This window comes from Streptomyces sp. NBC_01390 (assembly GCF_045040105.1).
Lineage (GTDB): Bacteria > Actinomycetota > Actinomycetes > Streptomycetales > Streptomycetaceae > Streptomyces.
In genome coordinates, this window is record NZ_CP109551.1 from 1,704,964 (window position 1) to 1,724,652 (window position 19,689).

At 70.5% G+C, this 19,689-nt stretch carries 17 protein-coding genes and 2 pseudogenes; 11 read left to right on the plus strand and 8 right to left on the minus strand.

The features are described 5' to 3' along the window. Positions 1 to 123: 123 nt before the first annotated feature. From OG241_RS07480 to OG241_RS07510, 7 genes are all read left to right on the plus strand, one after another. Positions 124 to 1,461, plus strand: a complete 1,338-nt coding sequence (locus tag OG241_RS07480; RefSeq protein WP_405814432.1) for a hemolysin family protein — start codon at positions 124 to 126, stop codon at positions 1,459 to 1,461. Next, complete coding sequence (locus tag OG241_RS07485) at positions 1,458 to 2,513, plus strand: hemolysin family protein (protein ID WP_405814433.1); 1,056 nt, start codon at positions 1,458 to 1,460, stop codon at positions 2,511 to 2,513. Before OG241_RS07480 ends, OG241_RS07485 begins: the two co-directional genes overlap by 4 nt. 79 nt (positions 2,514 to 2,592) lie before the next feature. Then, positions 2,593 to 3,432 (plus strand): SGNH/GDSL hydrolase family protein, encoded by an 840-nt coding sequence (locus tag OG241_RS07490; RefSeq protein ID WP_405814434.1) that lies wholly within the window; start codon positions 2,593 to 2,595, stop codon positions 3,430 to 3,432. A 160-nt stretch (positions 3,433 to 3,592) separates the two neighbouring features. Next, positions 3,593 to 3,778, plus strand: a complete 186-nt coding sequence (locus OG241_RS07495) for a hypothetical protein (protein ID WP_405814435.1) — start codon at positions 3,593 to 3,595, stop codon at positions 3,776 to 3,778. Positions 3,779 to 3,800: 22 nt separating this feature from the next. Then, positions 3,801 to 5,822: a LodA/GoxA family CTQ-dependent oxidase gene (locus tag OG241_RS07500; RefSeq protein ID WP_405814436.1), complete on the plus strand. Its 2,022-nt coding sequence runs from the start codon at positions 3,801 to 3,803 to the stop codon at positions 5,820 to 5,822. Beyond that, on the plus strand, positions 5,819 to 6,976 hold the full coding sequence (locus OG241_RS07505; RefSeq protein ID WP_405814437.1) for an NAD(P)/FAD-dependent oxidoreductase: 1,158 nt from the start codon (positions 5,819 to 5,821) through the stop codon (positions 6,974 to 6,976). The genes OG241_RS07500 and OG241_RS07505 overlap by 4 nt, the downstream gene beginning before the upstream one ends. 156 nt (positions 6,977 to 7,132) lie before the next feature. After that, positions 7,133 to 7,414, plus strand: a complete 282-nt coding sequence (locus OG241_RS07510) for a hypothetical protein (RefSeq protein WP_405814438.1) — start codon at positions 7,133 to 7,135, stop codon at positions 7,412 to 7,414. Positions 7,415 to 7,618: 204 nt separating this feature from the next. Here OG241_RS07510 and OG241_RS07515 read toward each other — a convergent pair whose 3' ends face one another. From OG241_RS07515 to OG241_RS07530, 4 genes are all read right to left on the minus strand, one after another. Beyond that, positions 7,619 to 8,314, minus strand: coding sequence for a hypothetical protein (locus OG241_RS07515; protein ID WP_405814439.1), 696 nt, complete (start codon positions 8,312 to 8,314; stop codon positions 7,619 to 7,621). Positions 8,315 to 8,620: 306 nt separating this feature from the next. Beyond that, complete coding sequence (locus OG241_RS07520) at positions 8,621 to 8,803, minus strand: helix-turn-helix domain-containing protein (protein ID WP_405814440.1); 183 nt, start codon at positions 8,801 to 8,803, stop codon at positions 8,621 to 8,623. Beyond that, entirely contained in the window at positions 8,758 to 9,198 is a 441-nt protein-coding gene (locus tag OG241_RS07525) for a response regulator (protein WP_405814441.1), read from the minus strand. Before OG241_RS07525 ends, OG241_RS07520 begins: the two co-directional genes overlap by 46 nt. 436 nt (positions 9,199 to 9,634) lie before the next feature. After that, on the minus strand, positions 9,635 to 13,552 hold the full coding sequence (locus OG241_RS07530; protein WP_405814442.1) for a hypothetical protein: 3,918 nt from the start codon (positions 13,550 to 13,552) through the stop codon (positions 9,635 to 9,637). 536 nt (positions 13,553 to 14,088) lie between these two features. Between OG241_RS07530 and OG241_RS07535 the strand changes: the two are divergent. The 3 genes and pseudogenes from OG241_RS07535 to OG241_RS07545 form a co-directional block, all read left to right on the plus strand. After that, positions 14,089 to 14,394: pseudogene (locus tag OG241_RS07535) on the plus strand (transposase family protein); the annotation flags it as partial. Between the two features lie 303 nt (positions 14,395 to 14,697). After that, complete coding sequence (locus tag OG241_RS07540; RefSeq protein WP_405814443.1) at positions 14,698 to 15,054, plus strand: putative quinol monooxygenase; 357 nt, start codon at positions 14,698 to 14,700, stop codon at positions 15,052 to 15,054. A 166-nt stretch (positions 15,055 to 15,220) separates the two neighbouring features. Then, on the plus strand, positions 15,221 to 15,853 hold the full coding sequence (locus OG241_RS07545) for a TetR family transcriptional regulator (RefSeq protein WP_405814444.1): 633 nt from the start codon (positions 15,221 to 15,223) through the stop codon (positions 15,851 to 15,853). Positions 15,854 to 16,153: 300 nt separating this feature from the next. Here OG241_RS07545 and OG241_RS07550 read toward each other — a convergent pair whose 3' ends face one another. Beyond that, on the minus strand, positions 16,154 to 16,411 hold the full coding sequence (locus OG241_RS07550) for a hypothetical protein (RefSeq protein WP_405814445.1): 258 nt from the start codon (positions 16,409 to 16,411) through the stop codon (positions 16,154 to 16,156). 98 nt (positions 16,412 to 16,509) lie between these two features. On the opposite strand from OG241_RS07550, the gene OG241_RS07555 reads away from it, so the two are divergent. After that, entirely contained in the window at positions 16,510 to 17,502 is a 993-nt protein-coding gene (locus OG241_RS07555; RefSeq protein WP_405814446.1) for an aldo/keto reductase, read from the plus strand. A 99-nt stretch (positions 17,503 to 17,601) separates the two neighbouring features. Here OG241_RS07555 and OG241_RS07560 read toward each other — a convergent pair. The 3 genes and pseudogenes from OG241_RS07560 to OG241_RS07570 all read right to left on the minus strand — a co-directional run. After that, a pseudogene (locus tag OG241_RS07560) lies at positions 17,602 to 17,877 on the minus strand (helix-turn-helix domain-containing protein); the annotation flags it as partial. Positions 17,878 to 18,342: 465 nt separating this feature from the next. Beyond that, positions 18,343 to 18,702 (minus strand): hypothetical protein, encoded by a 360-nt coding sequence (locus OG241_RS07565; protein WP_405814447.1) that lies wholly within the window; start codon positions 18,700 to 18,702, stop codon positions 18,343 to 18,345. Positions 18,703 to 18,736: 34 nt separating this feature from the next. Next, entirely contained in the window at positions 18,737 to 19,618 is an 882-nt protein-coding gene (locus OG241_RS07570; protein WP_405814448.1) for a glycine betaine ABC transporter substrate-binding protein, read from the minus strand. Between the last annotated feature and the right edge of the window lie 71 nt (positions 19,619 to 19,689).

The window sequence follows — 19,689 nt, forward strand, 5'->3', positions numbered from 1 at the left end:
CAGTTACTTCTCCGAGGAAAGGTGTGAGCGTCCGCCCATGGGCGAGCCTCCCAGTAGCGACAGCACCACTCGACGTCGAGCGATCCCGCCGGCCCTGCCCGACCATGGGACGGAGGTGAACCGATGACAGAAGTGCTTCTGCTCCTGGTCGCGATCCTGCTCTCTCTGGCCTGCGGCGCCTTCGTCGCGGCGGAATTCTCCCTGACCACCGTCGAGCGCAGCGAGCTGGAGCGTGCGGTGGAGCGCGGCGAGCGGGGTGCCGCCGGCGCCCTGAAGGCCGTACGGAACCTCACGTTCCAGCTCTCCGGCGCGCAGCTCGGCATCACGGTCACCAACCTCGTGGTCGGCATGCTCTCCGAGCCGTCGATCGCCGCGCTGATCGCGGGCCCGCTCGAATCGCTCGGTGTCTCGGCCTCGGCGGCCTCCTCGCTGGCCCTGGTGATCGGTACGGCGCTGTCGACGGTCTTCCTGATGGTCGTCGGCGAGCTGGTGCCCAAGAACTGGGCGATCTCCGCGCCGCTGGCCGTGGCCAAGCGGGTGGCGACGCCACAGCGCCTGTTCAGTGCCGCGTTCCGGCCGTTCATCACCCACCTCAACAACACGGCGAACCGTATGGTGCGCCTCTTCGGCATCGAGCCGGCCGAGGAGCTGGCCTCCGCGCGCGGACCCCAGGAACTGGCGGCACTGGCCAGGCACTCCGCCAAGGCGGGCGCCCTGGAGCCCGACACCGCGGAACTGTTCGTACGAACCCTGAATCTCGCCGACCTCACCGCGGAGAACGTGATGACACCGCGCGTCCAGGTCGTCGCCCTCGACGCCCAGGCGACCTGCGAGGACGTGGCGAACGCGACGCGGGCGACAGGGCTGTCCCGGTTCCCCGTCTATCGCGGCAACCTCGACTCGGTCGTGGGCGTCGCGCACATCAAGGACTGCCTGGCGGTGCCGGCGGAGCGTCGCACCCGGGTGTCCGTCTCCGAGCTGATGCGCGAGCCGCTGCTCGTCCCCGAGTCACTGACCGTCGACCGGCTCCTCGACCGGCTCTCCGGCAAGCGCACGATGGCCGTCGTCATCGACGAGTACGGCGGTACGGCGGGCGTGGCCACGCTGGAGGACATCGTCGAGGAGGTCGTCGGCGAGGTACGCGACGAACACGACCCGCACGAGACGTCCGACCTCGACCCCGCCGGCACGGACGACGGGGGCCGCGCCCTCTACTCCGCGGACGGCGCGGCCCGCACCGACCAGCTCGCCCGCGTCGGTCTCCGGCTGCCGGAAGGCCCGTACGAGACGCTCGCGGGCCTCGTGGCGACCGAACTGGGCCGGATTCCGCAGGCCGGTGACACGGTCGAGGTCGCCGGCTGGCGCCTGGACGTGGTGGACGCGTCGGGCCGCAGGGCCGCGCGCGTGCTGCTGCACGCGCCGCTCGTGAAGGAACACGAAGAGGGAGGAGAGGCGAAGTGACCACCATCCAGCTGCTCATCGGACTGGCGACACTGGTCGTCAACGCCTTCTTCGTGGGCGCCGAGTTCGCGCTGATCTCCGTCCGCCGCAGCCAGATCGAGCAGTACATGGAAGAAGGGGCAGAAGGGGCGGAAAGCTCCCACGGAGACCGTGCTGACGGCGACCGGCGGGCGAAGAGCGTGCTGTGGGGCCTGGAGCACGTTTCCGCGCTGATGGCCGCGGCCCAGCTGGGCATCACGCTGTGCACCCTGATCCTCGGTGTGGTCGCGGAACCGGCGATCGCGCATCTGCTTGAGCCGGTGTTCCACGCGGTGGGCGTCCCGGAGAGCGCGGGCCACGCGGTGTCCTTCGTGATCGCCCTCGCCCTGGCCACGTATCTGCACATGCTGCTCGGCGAGATGGTGCCGAAGAACATCGCGCTCGCGGAGCCGGTGCGCAGCGCACTGCTGCTCGGGCCACCCCTGGTGACCCTGGCGCGGGCGCTGAAGCCCGTGATCTTCACGATCAACGCGTTCGCGAACACGCTGCTGAAGCTGCTGCGCGTCGAGGTCAAGGACGAGGTCACGGCGACCTTCTCGGACGCCGAACTGGCTCGCCTGGTCCGGGACTCCGGCGAGGCGGGACTCATCGACGACCGCGCGCGGGAACGCCTGCACGACGCCCTGGAACTGGGCCGTCGGCCGGTGCGTGACGTCGCACTCCCCCTCGAAAGCGTCGTCTACGCGCGCGTGGGCGTCACTCCGGAGGAGCTGGAGCAGTTGTCGGCCGAGTCGGGTTTCTCACGCTTCCCGGTGGTGGACGACGAGCGCCGGATCGCCGGCTACCTGCACGTCAAGGACGCGCTGGACGCCGCGCCCCGGGACCTCGCCTTCCAGGTGCGGGACATGCGGACCATCGCGAGCGTACGGGCGGACACTCCCCTGGACGACGTCCTCACGGCGATGCGGCGCAGCCGTACGCACCTCGCGGCGGTGCAAGGGGAGGACGGGCTCCTCGCGGGCCTGGTGACGATGGAGGACGTGCTGCGCGAGCTGTTCGGCCAGCGGGCGTAGACCGGCTGGCCCCTCTCCCACCCCCTCGAAGAGGTCGACCGACCGCCGGGTATGTGAACGGGCTATCATCTCTGTCGCCATGCAGACGAACACCTCATACACCAGCCTTGTCGCGGTCGGCGACTCCTTCACCGAGGGCATGTCGGACCGGCTGCCGGACGGTACCTACCGCGGCTGGGCCGACCTCCTCGCGACCCGGATGGCCGCCCGCACGCCCGGTTTCCGGTACGCGAACCTCGCCGTGCGCGGGAAGCTGATCGGGCAGATCGCCGCCGAGCAGGTGCCTGTGGCGGTGGCCATGGAGCCGGACGTCATCACGCTGGTGGGGGGCCTGAACGACACTCTCCGCCCCAAGTGCGACATGGGCCGGGTGCGCGGGCTCCTCGAGGAGTCCGTGGAGCGGCTGGCGCCTGCGTGCAAGCAGCTGGTGCTGATGCGCAGCCCCGGTCGCCAGGGCCCGGTCATGGAGCGCTTCCGGCCGCGCATGGAGGAACTGTTCGTCTGCATCGACGACCTCGCGTCCCGGCACGGCGCCCTCGTGGTCGACCTGTACAGCGCCCCGTCGCTCGGCGATCCCCGGCTGTGGGACGTGGACCGGCTGCACCTCACAGCCGAGGGCCACCGGCGAGTTGCCGAGGCGGTCTGGCAGACCCTCGGCCACGAGGCCGAGGACCCGGAGTGGCGTACACCGATGGCGGCCACGGCACCGCTCGCCTGGGGCGCGCGCCGGGTCGCGGACGCCCGCTTCGCCCGGCAGTACCTGCTGCCGTGGATAGCGCGCCGTCTGACGGGCCGCTCCTCCGGGGACGGCCGGACAGGCGCCCATTTCAGCGCCGAGCTGAGCAAACCCTTCTGGGTCACCCCTACGGACCACACGAACCCCGGCCCGGTGACGGACTGGCGACAGGTGGGGCCCTGACCCGGAACCCGCCCGGCTGCCACACACCGCACCGATCAACCGCGGGGCGCCGTCGCCCTCTGGGCCGCCTCCCTCTGGGCCGCCTCGACGAACAACGGGGCGAGATCACCGGTCCGCGCGTCTCGGCGAACGCGGCAAGGCGTTCAGGCCGCTGATCGCGGTGTTCACGCGTGCCGAGGCGCGGCGCCGTGAGCGCTTCTGCTCCGGCGCCGCGATCATGGGCGGCACAGACTGTCCGCCGCCCGACGACCCAACACCGAACTTCCTGGCAGCAGCGGCCGTAGGCCGGAACGCGATCTCGGCCGGCGCCCTCTTCATGTACGGCCACAGCCCTTCGACCGGTTGAACCCACAACGGAAGGCTCTTTGATGGACAGTCACATCGTGCAGGTGAAGATCCACCCCGCCATCGGTGTCGCCCGGGTCGGCAACAGCGCCGAAGCACCCTTCATCGGCCCGGAATCACCGGACCAGAAACCGGCGGACCCCGGCTCCTACAAGGACGGTTCCGGGGCGCTCCGGAGGCAGGCCGCCCGATTCCGTGTGTACGGCTACAACGCCGCGGGGGAAGTCGTACGGGAGCTGAAGCCGGGCGCCGAGGGTGTCTCCGAGATCCAGTGGACGGTGCATCTGGCCAACAAGAAGGCCGCCTGGTACCAGTTCCATCTGGCGCTGGACATCCCCGAGGGCAAGACGCTCACGGCGGCGCAATACGCTCGGCGCAACGCCGACGTCGTGGGCGTCGCGCGGAAGAAGCTGGTCAACGATCCCGGAACTCGCACCGTTCGCGGCTCGAAGACCGAGACGCAGAAGTTCGACACCGGCAAGGTCATGGACAAGGCGGTGTACCTCGGCGAGATCTCCACCCGTTCCGACGGCCGCCTGGTGGTGCTCGGTGGCCGGGGAAACTCCGCCTCCTACAAGAACCAGCCGATCACCGGGGTCACCAACAACGACACCTGGTACGACGACGTGTCCGACGGCCCGGTGACGGCGAAGGTCAGTATCGACGGCCGGGACCTGACCGCCGTCCCGGCCTGGGTCGTGGTGGGACCTCCGCACTACGCCCCCGGTGTGAAGTCCGTCCGTACCCTCTACGACCTGCTCTTCGACGTCTTCGTCCAGGCCGGTTCGCTGACCCGCCCGCAGCAGATCTCGTTCACCGATCACATCGAGCCGATATTCCGCAGGTTCTGCGATCTGCAGTGGGTCAACCATGGTTTCGCGACCCAGTTCGGCTGGAACGGCCCCAACTTCTTCCTCTCGCCGGCGATGCGCAAGAGGCTCGCCGATCCGTCCAACCGGAGCCGGGAACTGCGCCGCCAGACGTACGCCTCCCTACGCGACTACAACCGCGACGGAAAGTCCCCGCTGCCGTGGCCGTGGCTGTACGGCGACGGCATGGCCAGCAAGCCCAAGTCCGTGCTTCAGCACCTGGCGCTGTCGCCGACCCAGGACTGGATGCTGCAGCGTTGGGCGGACGGGGCGTTCGTGGCCGGATCCCTGCGGCAGCCGCGCCCCACGGTCGACGCCGCCCCTGTCGCCGAGCAGCCGGCGCTGCTGGACCGGGCGGCCCTGGAGGGCTGCGCCGCCGACGCGTTCCACCCGGGGATCGAGGTCACCTGGCCGATCAGGCACGCGAGCATGTTCAGCGCACCCTTCCGCATCCGGCACCGCGCGCCCTCCGCCGCGGAACCCGACTTCGGGCCCACCCTCACTCCGGACGAGGCGGTCTCCGCCACCGGCCCCCTACAGGCGCAGGGGGCCGGAGACCTCACCCGCTGGATGGCCGCCCCCTGGCAGGCGGACACCGCGAGCTGCCGCTCCGGCTACGAGGTGCTGGCCAACCTGGGGCCCCGGTACAGCCCGTACCTGCCGACCTTCTGGCCTGCCCAGGTACCCAACCATGTGCTCAAGCTGGAGGACTTCGAGAAGGTCAACACCCCGCCGGCCGGGAGCGACGACAGCGCCCGGGAGGAGGCGTTCGAACGGCGGGCGACCTGGCTGCGCGGACTCAGCGGCAACATGAACCAGCAGCGCACGCAGATGATCAGGGACTGGGCCAAACTCGGCGTCGTCGAGGCGCGCGACTACACCGTGGGCGACGGGAAGTTCCCCGACCGGATCCTGGTGGAGTCGCACCCGGGACAACCGCTCGATCAGGCACCGGACACGGCGAACCTCGTCAACGTGCAGGTGCCCGAGGTGGGTCCGCATGTGCGGTCCATGGCGGCGGGCCTCTCGCCCGAGGGAAGGCTCGCCCCCGAAACCGTCGAGGCCGAGTCCGCGGCACGGGCGGTCGGCGAAGCAGCCAGGGCGACCGGCTACAGCGAGGAGGAGATCACCGCCGGATACCTCGAGAAGCTCGATCCCTTCCGCGACGCACGGTGAGCGCCGCGGTCGCTCCCGGCGCGGACACCTACGACGTCGTGGTGGCGGGCGGCGGCCCGGCCGGCTGCGCCGCCGCGCTCATGCTCGCGCGGGCCGGCCGTACGGTTCTGCTGGCGGACGCCGGCACCGGGCCGCCCAAGGTCGGCGAGACGCTCGTGCCCGCCGGGCGGGTCCTGCTCGGCGACCTCGGCGTCGCCGAGCGCGTTCTCGACTCCGGCCATCTGCCCTGCTACGGCAGTCTTTCGGCGTGGGGTTCGGCCGACCTGCACGCCGTGGACTTCATCAACGACCCGCACGGCCATGGCTGGCACCTCGACCGGCGGTTGTTCGACCGGCGACTGCGCGACGCCTCCCGCGCGGCGGGCGCCGAGGTCGCCGAGGGCTCGGCCGTACGCGAAACGGCACGGACGCCGGACGGCGGCTGGACTCTGGTCCTGCGCGGCGGCACGGGCCCTGCCAGTACCCGGTCCGGGGGCGAGCGCACGGTGCGCTGCCGCTGGGTGATCGACGCCACCGGCCGCGCCGCCGCGATCGCGGTCCGGCACGGGGCCCGGCGGCGGGTCCGGGACCGGCTCACAGCCCTGTACGCGCCCCTGGAGGCGAACCCGCTGGACACCGACCGCCGCTCCCTCGTCGAGTCCGACGAGGACGGCTGGTGGTACACCGCCCCGCAGCCCTCCGGCGGGCGCCTGGTCGCCTACTTCACCGACACCGACCTGCCCGCGGCCACCCACACCGCACGCCACTTCCGCCGCCGGATGTCGGCCACCCGCCACGTGTCCCGATGGGTTCAGCGGGACGGGCCCCCGCCCACGTCACCCGCCGCACCCCGCCGGGCCGCCGCGCACACAGCGCACCTGGACCGGGTGTACGGAGACGGCTGGACCGCCGCCGGGGACGCGGCCGTCGCCTTCGACCCGCTCTCCTCCCAGGGAGTGCTGACCGCCCTCTACACCGGGCTGAGCGCGGGCCTGGCCGTCGACGCCCGTCTGAGTCGCGTTCCTGACGGCGCGGACTCGGCCCTCGCCGCCTACGCGGACCAGGTCGCGGCCGCACGGAGCGCGTACCTGCGCGGCCACCGTGTCATCCACGCCCAGGAGGCACGCTGGACCGACCGCTCCTTCTGGGCGCGGCGCCTGGCCGACCTGCCCTGACAGTCCCGACCTGAGCAGTTCGGGGGCAGACTTCCGGTGATCTGCCGCGTTGCCGGGGGCGGGGAACCTGCCGACGCGGAGATCACTTCGTACGGCGGCCTCTCGTAGCACCGGATCGAGGGGCCCGCGGATACGACCTCGGTCTCGGCCATCGACGTGGTCGACTTCGACCTTGTCGACAAGGACGGCGACTGTCTGCTTGCCGCGCAGGTCAAGAGCGCTTCGCCTGGACGGCAGGTCAGCGCCCCGGACGCGTTCACGATCCTTGCCGAGCTGGTCTGCAAGGTCGAGGCTGAACGGTACGAGCTGATCACGACTGCGCTGCCCGACCGCAACTGCCGGGTCCTGGCCACGATCCTTGATGCGCCGCCCGCCGACCCCGGTCAACCTGGCTCACAACACCGCCGACGACGGCGAGTTGCCGAACCAAGTCCGTGAAGTCCTCGGATTCCTGTGCAACTTCGCCGCCCAGCGCATTCCGGTGCACCTGGCGATGGCCTGCGCGTTCATCCCGCAGGGCTGGCGCTCGACGAGTCCCTGTCGGGCCATGCGTTCGATCCCGTCTGTTGCGCGCGCTGGTGGTGCTGCAGCGGCTCGGCGGCCGGATGCTACCGCCACCGGGCGGTGCTCACCGCGAGGTTTTCACCGCCGACGTTCAGCCATTCCTGGGCCCTCGACGAGCCCCACGAATGTCGTGCGCCCCCATTGCGCGGTGTAGTCCAGGGATATCCCGTGAGGCATGAGACGCTCGCTGAGCCGCGTGGTCCTGGCCTGCAGAGCTCGGCGGCTCATCGGCTCCCCGGCTGTGCCGAGCAGTAGGCACAGATCATGGCAGCACCAGGGTCGCGAGCCGGAACTGAGGATGTCGAGCAGTACCTGCTGTGAGTACTGCCATGGTCGCAGCGAGCGGTACTGTTCCGCATCTGCTGCAGGCCGTTGCGGTGAGTGCCGCATGTCCAGCCATCGCCGTTCCGCGGCGATTCTGCTGGCGAGCTCCTCGGCAGGCGTGTCGCGGGGAATGACGTTGGCGGCCCCTGCCAGCAGAAGCCCTACGGACTCCGTGTGGTCAGGTACGAGCACCACCACGGATGAGATGTTGCTGAGTGCGCGCACGCGTTGCTCGAGCCCCTTGATCCACTGCGGACCGGGCACGTCCAGGACGGTGAGTGGAGTGACGGCCTGGTGCAGCAGGGCACCGTAGGCTTGTGCGGAGCCCCAGGTGTGGCTCAGAGCAGGCAGCACATGCTGACTGCGCATGGTGCGGAGCAGAGGCGCCGTCTGCTCGCGCTGGAGCGAGAGAACGATGCTTACGGGATAGGTGACCTCCTCCTCGGCCATCGGGGAGTGGATGGTTCCTCTGCGGAGTTCAGCGATGGGCACGGCAATGCCTCTGACATGGATGTTGTGTCGGAAAAGCAGGAAACTCATGTGCGGCGCGACTTAGGCAGTCATGTGCATGACTTCGAATGACCAGCAACCCGATGCCATCAGACCCAGGGCAGACCAAAGCTCCGGTTCAGTAGGGCGACTTGGTAGGTCCCCCGCTCCAACCGGAGCTTCGTTGCGTACGAGATGGGACGTGGCGCCCTCAGCTCTCCGCAGCGCCGGCACTCATCATGTAGCCCACACCGCGCACAGTGCGGATCAGCGACGGCCGGAGTCACCGAGCTTGCGCCGCAGGTAGTAGACGTAGGTCTCCACGACTCCGGACTCGCCCTGGAAGTCGTAGTTCCACACGCCGGCCAGGATCATCGCCTTGGGGATCACCTCGCCCGCGTGCTTCATGAGGACTTCCAGCAGGGCGAACTCGGTCGCAGAGAGCTGCACCGGCTGGCCGTGCCGCCACACCTCCCGGGTCTTCTCGTCCAGTTCGACCCCGCCGACGTGTAACCGCCGGGGGGACCGCGAGGCCGCGGCGTAGCCGGCGCCCGGGCGCGGCGGATCAGTGCGCGGATGCGGGCACTGACCTCGGTCAGATCAAAGGGCTTGGTCATGCAGTCGTCGCCGCCCATGGCCAGCGCGTGACATTTGTCCGCCACGGTGTCTCGAGCGCTGAGGAAGAGCACCGGGGTGTTGCCCCCCGTCACGCGCAGCCGTCGGCAGACCTCGGCCCCAGTCGCCACGGGGTGCGCGTCGAAGCCGAGGAAGCGCAGGGCCGTGACGAGCGAGGCCGACATGCCGGCCTGGCTCAGGCTGCACGCGGAGGGACGACTGTCTGGCATCACGGAACACCACTTCTCGGTGTGGGTGGGCGGCCCGTTGCGGTCCGTTGCCCGGTGCCGCACGCTGTCCCACGGGACGGTTCAGCCGCAGTGCACGGCACACTCGCCTGACGTCACCACCGCGTCCTTGAAGCGGAACACCTGCAGCTGACGACCTTCCGGAATGTGCGCATGCGCTGTGTTTGCCGACCCTCGGGGGTGTGAGAGGGCCGGCACGGTGTCCGCACCGCCGCGTCACCGGGGAGATCGACAGCGGCGGAGCGGGCTGTTCGACGTCCACTCTGGGAGCCGTGGAATTGTTGATCAATGCAGGTCAGAGGGGAAACAAACAAACTGGGGCCCGCCGCGACCTGTGCGGTGCGTCAGAAGGTGTCCGCGCCTTCCCGGACAGAGCAAAATGGACCTGAGGGTTTGTGGGGACCATCCGCCGGCTGACTCAGGCGCGTGAGTGGTCCTGGGCCACGGAAGGCTTCCGCCCGGAAACCGGAACGTCCGCCGCGTGCCTCTCCCTGCCCGGCGCGGAGTGGGACCGCGAGCGCGGAGCGGGCGCCGGGGACGTCTTCGGGCCGAGCGTGGACCCCGGCTTCGTGGGCGCGGCCGACCCAGTGGACGCCGAGGGGATGTGGTCTGGGGAGACAGGTACCGTCCCGGTGTTCTCACCGTTGGCGTCCGTACGACCGTCGGTGCGGTCGCCGGTCCCCAGTGCCGGCCCAGCCTCGGCCGCCGGGCCCGCACCGCTCGCCGGGCCCCCGTCCGTCCCGGTCTCCGGCTGCGGGCACACCCTCCGGTACGGCACGTCCGGCAGATACCGGTGCCACTCACCCTCGCTCAGGGTCCGCCCCGCACGGGCACACAGCCGCGCGGCGACCTGAGCGGGCCCGACGGCGTAGGTCTGAACGCCGATGTGCCGGCCCGCGGCGTACAGGTAGCTCCCGTCCGCGCCGAAGGCCAGCGCGTCGACCGTGTCGCCCGAGGCGCCCAGACTGCCACCGAGCGGCTGGTTGAGGACGAGGTCCCACAGCCGCAGGCGGCCCGAGCCGTACGCCACCGCGACGGTACGGCCGTCGGGACTGAAGGCGAGGGCGGTGATCCGGGAGCAGGAGGCACAGCTTGCCGGGGCGGGCAACGGCGGCACCACGGCCTCGGTACGCCGCTCGCCCGCCGCATCCCACACGGTGACCGTGCCCAGAGTCCCGCCCGCGGCCAAGTGGACGCCGTCTGCGCTGACCGCGAAGTCGTGGCTGCCGTCCGCCGCCAGCGACGGCCCGAAGGGCGGGAACGAGCCGCGGCCGGAGTAGTCGGAGGTCAGGGCCTCCGGCCCCGACAGCCGGGTCCGCCGTGCGGTGTCCCACACCTGGCCGGTGAGGCCACCACCGGGCGTGGGCCAGGAGACCAGCAGGCGCCGGCCGCGCGCGGTGAGCGCGATCGAGTGAACGGCGGCTCCGGGTGACCCGGCCACGACGAGAAAAGTCGGCCCACCCCCCGACACGTCCCGTACGCCGAACCGGGTCCCGGCGGCCCCGGATGCCGCGTCCAGGCCGTAGGCGATGCTGCGGCTGTCCGGGCTGAAGGCGAGCAGCAGATGGGCGTTCCCCCCGGGGACCGGCGTCCGTGTGAAACCGCTCGGCCGGTCCCGGGCGGGGTCCGGATTCCGCCCGACGACGGGCAGTTGGGCGATTCGACGGCCGGTCCGCAGGTCCTGCACCCGGATCTGATAGCCGTCACCGGCCCTTTCTCCGACGGCCAGCAGTCGTCCGTCCGGGCTCAGCAGCACGGCGTCCAGCGGCCGTTCCCGCCAGGTGCGAACGACAGAGCCCGAGAGATCGAGGGACCGCACCGCGCCGCCCACCAGGCAGCGCAGGGTCGGACGGGTGGGGTCCCAGGCGAGGGCGTCGACGGGGCCCTCTCCGGTCATGTCCTGGCTGAACACCGGCACGCGGGGCGCCGAGATCCGCCAGACAGTCACCCCGTCTGTACCGTCGGCGGCCAGAAACCGTCCGTCCGACGTGAACGCAGGTTGTCGTGCCCCCGGTTCCCCGAACTCGGCGATCTGCTGCCCCGTTCCGGTGTCCCACACCCTGATGCCGTCGCCGGTCACCACGGCGAGCCGCGCACCACCGGCGCCGAAGGCGACGGTCGCGGACGAGCAGTCACCGGCCGCCACCGAGTCCCCCCAGGCCCCCCGCAGCGCCCGCCGCTGAGCGACGTCCCACACCCCGACCGGCTGTCCGCGCCGGCACAGAGCGGCCAGCCGGTCGTCCTGACTGGGCACGGGGTACAGGTCCCGCGCCGTCTCGAACAGCACCTTCCCGTCATCGACCGACCTCAGCTGCACCTTCGGGCTCGGCCCGGAACGCCGTACGACATAACTGTGCCCGTCGGTCCCGAAGCCGAGGAGCCGCCCGGCCACCACCGGGCGGGCCCCGGCGTCCCGCGTCCCGCTCCCGGTCGGCAGCCGCCACAGCCGCCGGCCCCCAGGGGCGCCCAGCAGAAGGTTCCCCCCGTCGGGGGACGCGTCCAACACCGGCTCGTCCGGCAGGATTCCGGACCCGGTCCGTCGATGCGTCACCACGTCCCAGGTGGACCACGCGCCCGCGCCCACCGTGAGCAGCGTCCGCCCGGAGCCGGTCAGGAAGCTCCGTCCGTCCGCGTCCTGCTCCGGCCCGGGGAAGACATCGTCCTGCGGCTCGGTCAACGCGGTGAACAGGGCCGCGCGGCTCGTCGCCGACGGGGCGAGCCGCCAGGCGGCGACGCCGAGTAGGGCGGCGGTGCGGGGATCGGCCGACCGGGTGCGATCGGCGAGACCGATTGCCTCCAGGGCGACGGCCCTGGTCCGGGCCAGGTCGGCCGCCTCTTCGCTCTGGCAGGCCAGCCGGCTGGCGATCAGGCCGGCGGCGGTGGCGAAGCAGAGCGCGACGGCCAGAGCCCGCGCCCGCCTGCGGGTCCGGCCCGCCTTCCAGCTCTCCATACGGCCCTCCACCCGGGAGGCACTGAGAAAAGCTCGCTCACGCCCGGTGAGGTCTCCGTCGAGGCCTCGCCCGAACAGCGCCTCGGCGAGGGCGAGATGGGTGCCGCGGTAGAGGTGGCCGGAGTCGCTGCCGTGCTCCTGCCAGATCCGGGCGGCCTCGGTGAGCCGACGATGCCGGCACAGCCGCTCACGGTCGGCCTCGATCCAGCCCTGCAGCCGGGGCCAGCCGGTGATCAGAGCCTCGTGGGCCAGCTCGACGTTCTCCCCGTCGAGGGTGACCAGCCGGGCGCGGGAGAGTCGTTCGAGGACGGCGGGCACCTCGGGGTCGGGCCAATCCCGCAGATCGCTGCGGCTGACCGGGCGCCGGGTGTCGGGGGTGCCTTCGCCGGGAGCGATCAGGGCGAGCAGCAGCAGCCGGGCGGTGGTGGCCTGGGTCGGCGTCAGCTGCCGGTAGGCCTCCTCGGCAGCCGCCGCGATGGCCCCGTGGATCCCTCCAGCGGCCTGGTAAGCAGCAAGGGTCAGCATACTGCTGCGTCGTCGGCGCCAGGTCTCGCGCAGGGCCTGGGACAGCATCGGCAGCGCGCCAGGTCGATCGACGGCCTCCTCGACGATACGGGCGGTCAGCTCCCGCTCGACTCTCAACCCCGCGGCTGTCGCCGGCCGGACAACGGCGTCCTGCAGCTCGGTCCGGGTCATCGGGCGGACGGTCAGAGAGCTGTCCCGCATGGCCGTGGCGAGCCCTTCGTGCTCGGCACACAGCTTGTGGAATCCGCCGCCGACCGCGACGACGACCCGTAGCCGGCTGGTGGACTCCTGCGCCGCCAGCAGCCTCTCCACGAACCCCCACCGGTCGGCCCGGTCCCGGCACAGCGTGAAGATCTCCTCCAACTGGTCCACCACGACGAACCGTTCCGGCCCGTCCGCCGGCGGATCCAGCAGCTCCCTGTGCGTGCGGCAGGGCCGGGCACCCGGTGTGATCAGCCGGAACTCCACGGCCCAGTCCTTCTCCCGTACCAGGGCGTCGTCCAGCCGTGGCAAGAGCCCGGCCCGCAACAAGGACGACTTGCCACTCCCGGACGTACCGAGCAGTACGGCGAACCGCCGGTCCAGGGCCAACTGCAGAAGGTCGTCGACGAGCCGGTCCCGGCCGAAGAACAACGCCCGATCCCCCTGCTCGAACCGGGCGAGCCCCAGGTACGGGGAATCCTCCTCCCCGACCCCAGCGGGGGTGGCCTCTTCGTCGACCTCGCGCCAGCGCCGCTCCCACACGTCCGGGTCGGCCCCGCAGGCCTGGGCGTAGGCCCGTACCACCGTGGACGACGGCAGCCGCTCCCCGGAGGCGGCCCGCGACAGGGCGGTCACCGACAGCCCTGTCCGCTTGGCCATTGTCCGGTACGAAGGCGCCCCGGCCCCCCTGCGCAGTGAGCGCAGCTCGTGGGCGAACCGCTGGACAGGACCGGCATCGGGATCGACCGGCCGCTCAGGACGCCCCAAGTGCCACCTCACACACAGATCACGCGCACATCAGAACATCAGCATGTCCTGACAAGCAATTTCCTTGCACTCTAAAGTACGTTCGCACTGATGTCTCCCCTGGTTTCCCCCCACCCGGCAAAACGCCCGACGGACAGCGGTCACCTGACGGTCACCAGATGACAATCCTTGCTTCTCTTCTTCTCGAGAGTCACAGAGCAGTTCGCGTCGACACCCGTCGCTGCAACGTCAGCCGCGAGAGCACCACCGGCCGGTTCACGTTCGACTGGACCGATCGGCCTGCGCCTCATCCGCAACGAGAGTCTCGTGTGACGCAACGGCATTGCGCCTAAAGGGTGTTGCACAAGGCTCTGAGCTGGGCATCTCCTTGGCATGGCCGGGTCTTACGCGCTGAGCGGGAGTGGGTGGAGACGTTCACGGGACTGCGGATGACACAGTTCTCGGGGCCGTTAAAGGTGGTGCGGGAGCGGGGCGGCAACGGCACGCTGCGGGGCCGGCCGCGGTCGCCGCCGTTGACCGAGCGAGTGCTGATGGTTGCGGTGTACTACCGGACGAATCTGACGATGCGGCAGCTGGGCCCCCTGTTCGGCGTCTCCTCCTCCACCGCGTGCCGGGTCATCCAGCGGCTTGGTCCGCTACTGGCGGTTGAGCCCGTCTCTCGCACAGCCGATGCGGCGGAGAGGTTGTGGATCGTGGACGGCACCCTGGTCCCGGTCCGCGACCGCAAGGTCGGCGTTGCCGGCTCGCCGATGGAGCAGAAGCAGCGGCGGCACAGGAGCCCGGCGGGCTGCACGTCGCAGCACTGCACCGGGCCTGACCGCTCTGGACCCGATGACCCCTGCGAGATCCCACACCAAACAGTTCAGTTTGACCGACGGAGCGTCTCCGGGTACGGTCAATACCAATCGGTTTGGTTTGGGTGCGGTTCGGGCTGAATGCCGCAGAGGCTCTCGCCGATCGCGGAGCCCCCGGGCCGCGCGGGCAGCAGCGGCTGGTCGCTGCACCGACCGAACGACGAAGACAGCAAGGAGAAGTCGATGAGCGACACCGTCGTGTACGCCCTGTTCCACTACCGCGTGAAGCCCGGCATGGAAGACCGCTTCCAGGACTACCTGGCCAAGGTCCTCCCGGTCACCGAGGCCCAGGAGCCGTACATCCTCGGCTACGAGATCTTCCAGGCGCCCGACGGCTCGTACTTCCAGCACGAGCACTACGAGAACGAGGAGGCCGTCTGGAAGCACCTGGAGCTCACCACCGACGGCCAGAAGGATTTCGCCGAGGCCACCGAGATGATCCACCTCACGATGGTCGGCAACCTCACCCAGAAGTTCCGCGACACGTTCCTCGACGGCGAGGGCACCGACTTCAAGCCCTTCCGCAGCGTCAACCGCTAATACCCGGGCCGCCCCCCATCGCCACGAACCCGCCGCAGAACCGGTCCGAACAGGCCGCCCACGCCGGGTTCGTGGCCGTTCTGCGTTCCGGATCACCCGACCCCCGGAGAGGAGATCTGCCTCCATGGCTCGCAAACCGAACTGTTCCGTCGCCTATCGTGTCCCTATGCCTCGCTCCGCCGTCTCCCGCAAGACCTCGAACTCCCCTACCGCCGATACCCGGCAGCGGATCCTCGCCGCGGCGAAGGATGAGTTCGCCCGGTACGGCATCGCCGGCGCCCGAGTGGACCGCCTCGCCAAGCAGGCGCAAACCAGCAAGGAACGGGTCTACGCCTACTTCAGCAGCAAAGTGGCCCTCTACCACCACATCGCCGGGCAGGAAACAACTGCGGTCATCGAGGCCACCCGCATGGACCCGGCGGACCTGCCCGGCTACGCCGGCATCCTCTTCGACCACTTCACGGCCCACCCGGACCACTATCGGCTCATCACCTGGGGCCGCCTCGAACTCGCCGACGGCGAAGCTGACAGCGAAGCTGACAGCGACACCGTTGACCCCATGCTGGCCACCATCACCGGCAAGGTCGAACAGCTCCGCGACGCGCAGCGCGCCGGCCTCATCGATCCCGCCTGGGATCCGGTCGACGTACTCGCCCTGATCAACCAGATCGCCACCACCTGGGCAGGTCAGCCGGAGATCGGCGCCGCCGCGACCAAGCTGGCCGCGGACAACTCCGTCGGTGCACGCCGTGCGGCCCTGGTCACCGCCGTGGAGCGCCTGTTCCCTCGCGCACGCTGACCCTCAGACCGTCGAACTCCGAAGAATCTGGATCGCGCCTCAACACCGCTACCGCAGACCCGCGAGCCAGGCGCCCCCACCGAGGGTGAGTGCGGCGCAGGTGGCCGCTCACATGGAGACGTTCAGCGGCAGCGTGCCGTCGCACATCCGGACCCCGCCGCGCGGCGCCGACGAGCGCCGGGGGCCGCGCTGACGCCGGGGGACCCGAGCACCCGTGGACGGGAATGCAGATAAGCGTTGCACCCGGATGGCGCCACCGTCACCCGCTGATCGATATTGACGAGATGCGACGGCGGTCGGTCACTCGCCCGAGTCTCCCGGGCGCCAATGCGGGTGATGCGCCGCTTCGAGGGCTCGGGGCGCGGTCAGTTCGTCGTCGCGGGGAAACAGCCGCTCGACGGCTGCGACGACGGCAGTTCGGCCCGCCGTCAGGAACGTGGTGCGACCGTCGCTGTGCGGAGGCAGCAGGTCAGGCTGTGCAGCCAAGGCGGTGGCGATCTGGTCGACGAGGACGAGGATGTCGACCGGGAACCGAGTCCCGCGGGGTGAGGGGCTCACGTCTCCACGCCACCCGGCCAAACCGTTTGGTTTGCCTCCGGGCGGTGGTCGATGCAGGCTTCAAACCGAACTGTTTGGTTTCACATCAGGAGATTCGCATGCAGCACAGGACACTCGGCACCCAGGGCCTGACCGCCTGGGCAATCGGCTACGGCTCGATGGGCCTGACCATGGCCTACGGTCCCGGTGACGAAGAGGCGGGCATCGCCGCCATCCGCCGCGCCCACGACCTGGGCGTCACCTTCTTCGACACCGCCGAGCTCTACGGCCTGGGCACCGGCTCCAACGAGATCCTGGTCGGCAAGGCGGTCAAGGACTTCCGCGACGAGGTGGTCCTGGCCACCAAGTTCGGCTTCGACCTGTCCGACCTGTCTGACCTGTCCAAGGGATTCGGCGTCAACAGCCGTCCCGACAACATCCGCAAGGTCGCCGACAACAGCCTGCGCTACCTGGGCGTCGACCAGATCGACGTCTTCTACCAGCACCGCGTCGACCCCGACGTGCCGATCGAGGACGTCGCGGGCACCGTCAAGGAACTGATCGACGCGGGCAAGGTGAAGTACTTCGGCCTCAGCGAGGCCGGCCCGGAGACGATCCGCAAGGCGCACGCCGTCCAGCCCGTCTCGGTCCTGCAGACCGAGTACTCGCTCTTCGAGCGCGAGGTCGAGCAGCTCTTCCCGCTCCTCAAGGAGCTCGGCATCGGCTTCGTCCCCTACTCGCCCCTCGGCCGAGGCTTCATCACCGGCACCGCCAAGCCCGCCGGCACCTACGACGCCACCGACATGCGCAACACCGACCCGCGCTGGCAGCCCGGCAACTTCGAGAAGAACGTCGAAGCCGTCGACCGACTCAGCGACCTGGCCAGGGCCAAGGGCATCACCGTCTCCCAGCTCGCCCTGGCCTGGCTGCTCGCCCAGGGCGAGGACATCGTCCCGATCCCGGGCACCCGCAGCCCAGCCCGCATGGAGGAGAACGCCCACGCGGCCGACGTCACCCTCACCCAGGCCGATCTCGCCGCGATCCACGAGATCCTCCCGACCGGCGGCTTCGGCGCCCGCTACGCCGAAGAATATGCCCCCACCTGGGTCTGACCAGCCCGAGCGGACCTCCGAATCGATCGGGAGTCCCGCAGCATGGGCCCCCCGTTGCCCGGCCGGTCAGGAGCCCATGGGGCTGCCGCCGCGCTCCGCTCACGGGTGGGGCCCGGAGTCGCGGGCCCCGTAGGCGGCCGGGGTGAGACCGGTGCGGTCACGGAAGAAGCGGCCGAAGTTCGCGGGATCGGTGAAGCCGAGGTGGACGGCCACGGCCCGGGCGTCCCACCGGGCCACTCCCAGCAGGCGTCGGGCTTCGAGAAGGCGCCGCTCGTCGATGAGTTCACGTACGCCCTTGCCGGTGGCGTCCCGGGCGGCGCGACTCAGGGTGCGGACCGAGCAGCCGAGCAACTCGGCGTAGTCCGCGGCTTGGTGACCGGTCCGCCTACCTCCCTCCGGCCGTCCAGCAGCCGGCCCTGCGCCGCCGACCCACAGGCGAGCGTGCCGCCGCCTGACCATCGGCGTGCGGTCGGCGAGGCGGCCTCGCCTCCCGGCGGCTGATCACCAGCTCGATCGGCGTCGGCAACCTCCTTCCGGCTGCTATGGCATGCCTGAAGGACAACGGCACCCCATACCACCCGTGCCGGTGGTTACCGGCGCAGGAGATACCCCCTGAGGGCTGTCCAGGTCGACGGGTTGCCTCTCGATCTAACGTTCCCGAATCGCTTATATGCTATTAAGGGTTCTCGGTGGCTGCCCCTGAGTGGGGGTGGTGCGCCCCTGCCGAGGACGCGTACCTGGGAAGGATCCGTCCTTCGACTTGCCTACGCTACGCCCGCCCCGGGAACACCTTCGCCGACGTTGCGTCGCGACGGGACCCCCGGGCGGGCGAGGGCGTGGTTACGACTGGTGGTACGTGAAGGTGCGGCCGTTCTTGTTCTTCGACAAGTACACCTGGTGCCAGGTCCAGCCGGCCGGCGGACGCACGTAGTGGAACTCTACTGAGCTGTTGGTCTGCCACCAGTAGTTGTTGGCGGTCGTGCAGCCGTTTGCCGGGACGTTCCAGAAGCGGGAGTTCACCCAGTCGCCCTGGTCGTTGTAGCCGACGAGGAAGAACTTCAGTGCGCTGCCGTTGTCGTTGCAGATCTGGATCTGCACGTTGGCCGTGGCGGCGCCGGCCGTGGCGGGCATCGCGAGGCCACCGAAGACGGAGGCCACGGTGAGAGCCGCGATGGTGAGCTTTCTGTTGAGGGAACTCATGTCGCTCATACCTTTCGGGAAGGAGGGAGGGCTGTCAGCCCACGAGGCCGTTGCTGCGCAGCCACTTGCGGGCCGCCTCGGACGGCTGCTCGCCGTTCTCGACGGACGTCGCCAGGCCGGCCAACTGTGCCGTCGTGAGCCGGGAGTTGAGACGAGCCAGGGCCGTGCACGCGGTGCGGCCTGCGTAGGGGGCACCGATCAGCGGGAAGACGTGCTCGGGCGGCAGGACGCCGTTGGGGTCGGTCAGCGCGACCGGCCCGTCATGGGTGAGGACGGGGTCGGTGGCACGCAGGACCAGTACGTCGGCGGTCGCTGAGGTGCCGGTCGCGGTGAGCTGGACGCCGTAGGCCCGTTGGAGGGTGGTGGGCGAGGGGGCGTCGGGATCTCGGGAGGCGGAGCCGCCGAAGGTGCGCAGGCCGCCGGCCTTCGTCAGGTCGGCGAGGGTGCGCAGGTGGTGCTTGCGGGCGGTGGCCCGGGTGACCGCGAGGACGACGCCGTTCTGTGCCCGCGCGGGTGGCAGGGCGTCGATGCCCGGGGGCAGGGCCATGCTGAGGGTGGCTGCCATGTTGCCGGGCAGGGTCTGGCCGGCGGGCAGGGCGCGCAGCGTCGCGGTCTCGTAGGCGGGCGCGAGACCGATCCGCCCCTCGGCCACGGCCCGTGTGGTGGCGGCGGGAGAGGAGTAACGGGTGCTCGCCATGCGTGCCTTCACCCCTGCGTCGGCGAGCAGTTCGCCGTACAGGGCCGCCACGACCCGGCTCTCGGCCGAACCGTCGGTGCCGATCACGAGCGGCCCCGCGTCATCCGCGTAGGCGGTCGCGGCGTTTTGCTTCGCCGCGCCGCCGCAGCCCGCCAGGAACAGCAGCGAGCAGAGGACGGCCGCGACGGCGGCACGGGGACGAAGACGACTGTCTGGCATCACGGAACACCACTTCTCGGTGAGGGCGGGCGGCCCGGTGCGGTCCGTTGCCCGGTGCCGCCCGCTGTCCT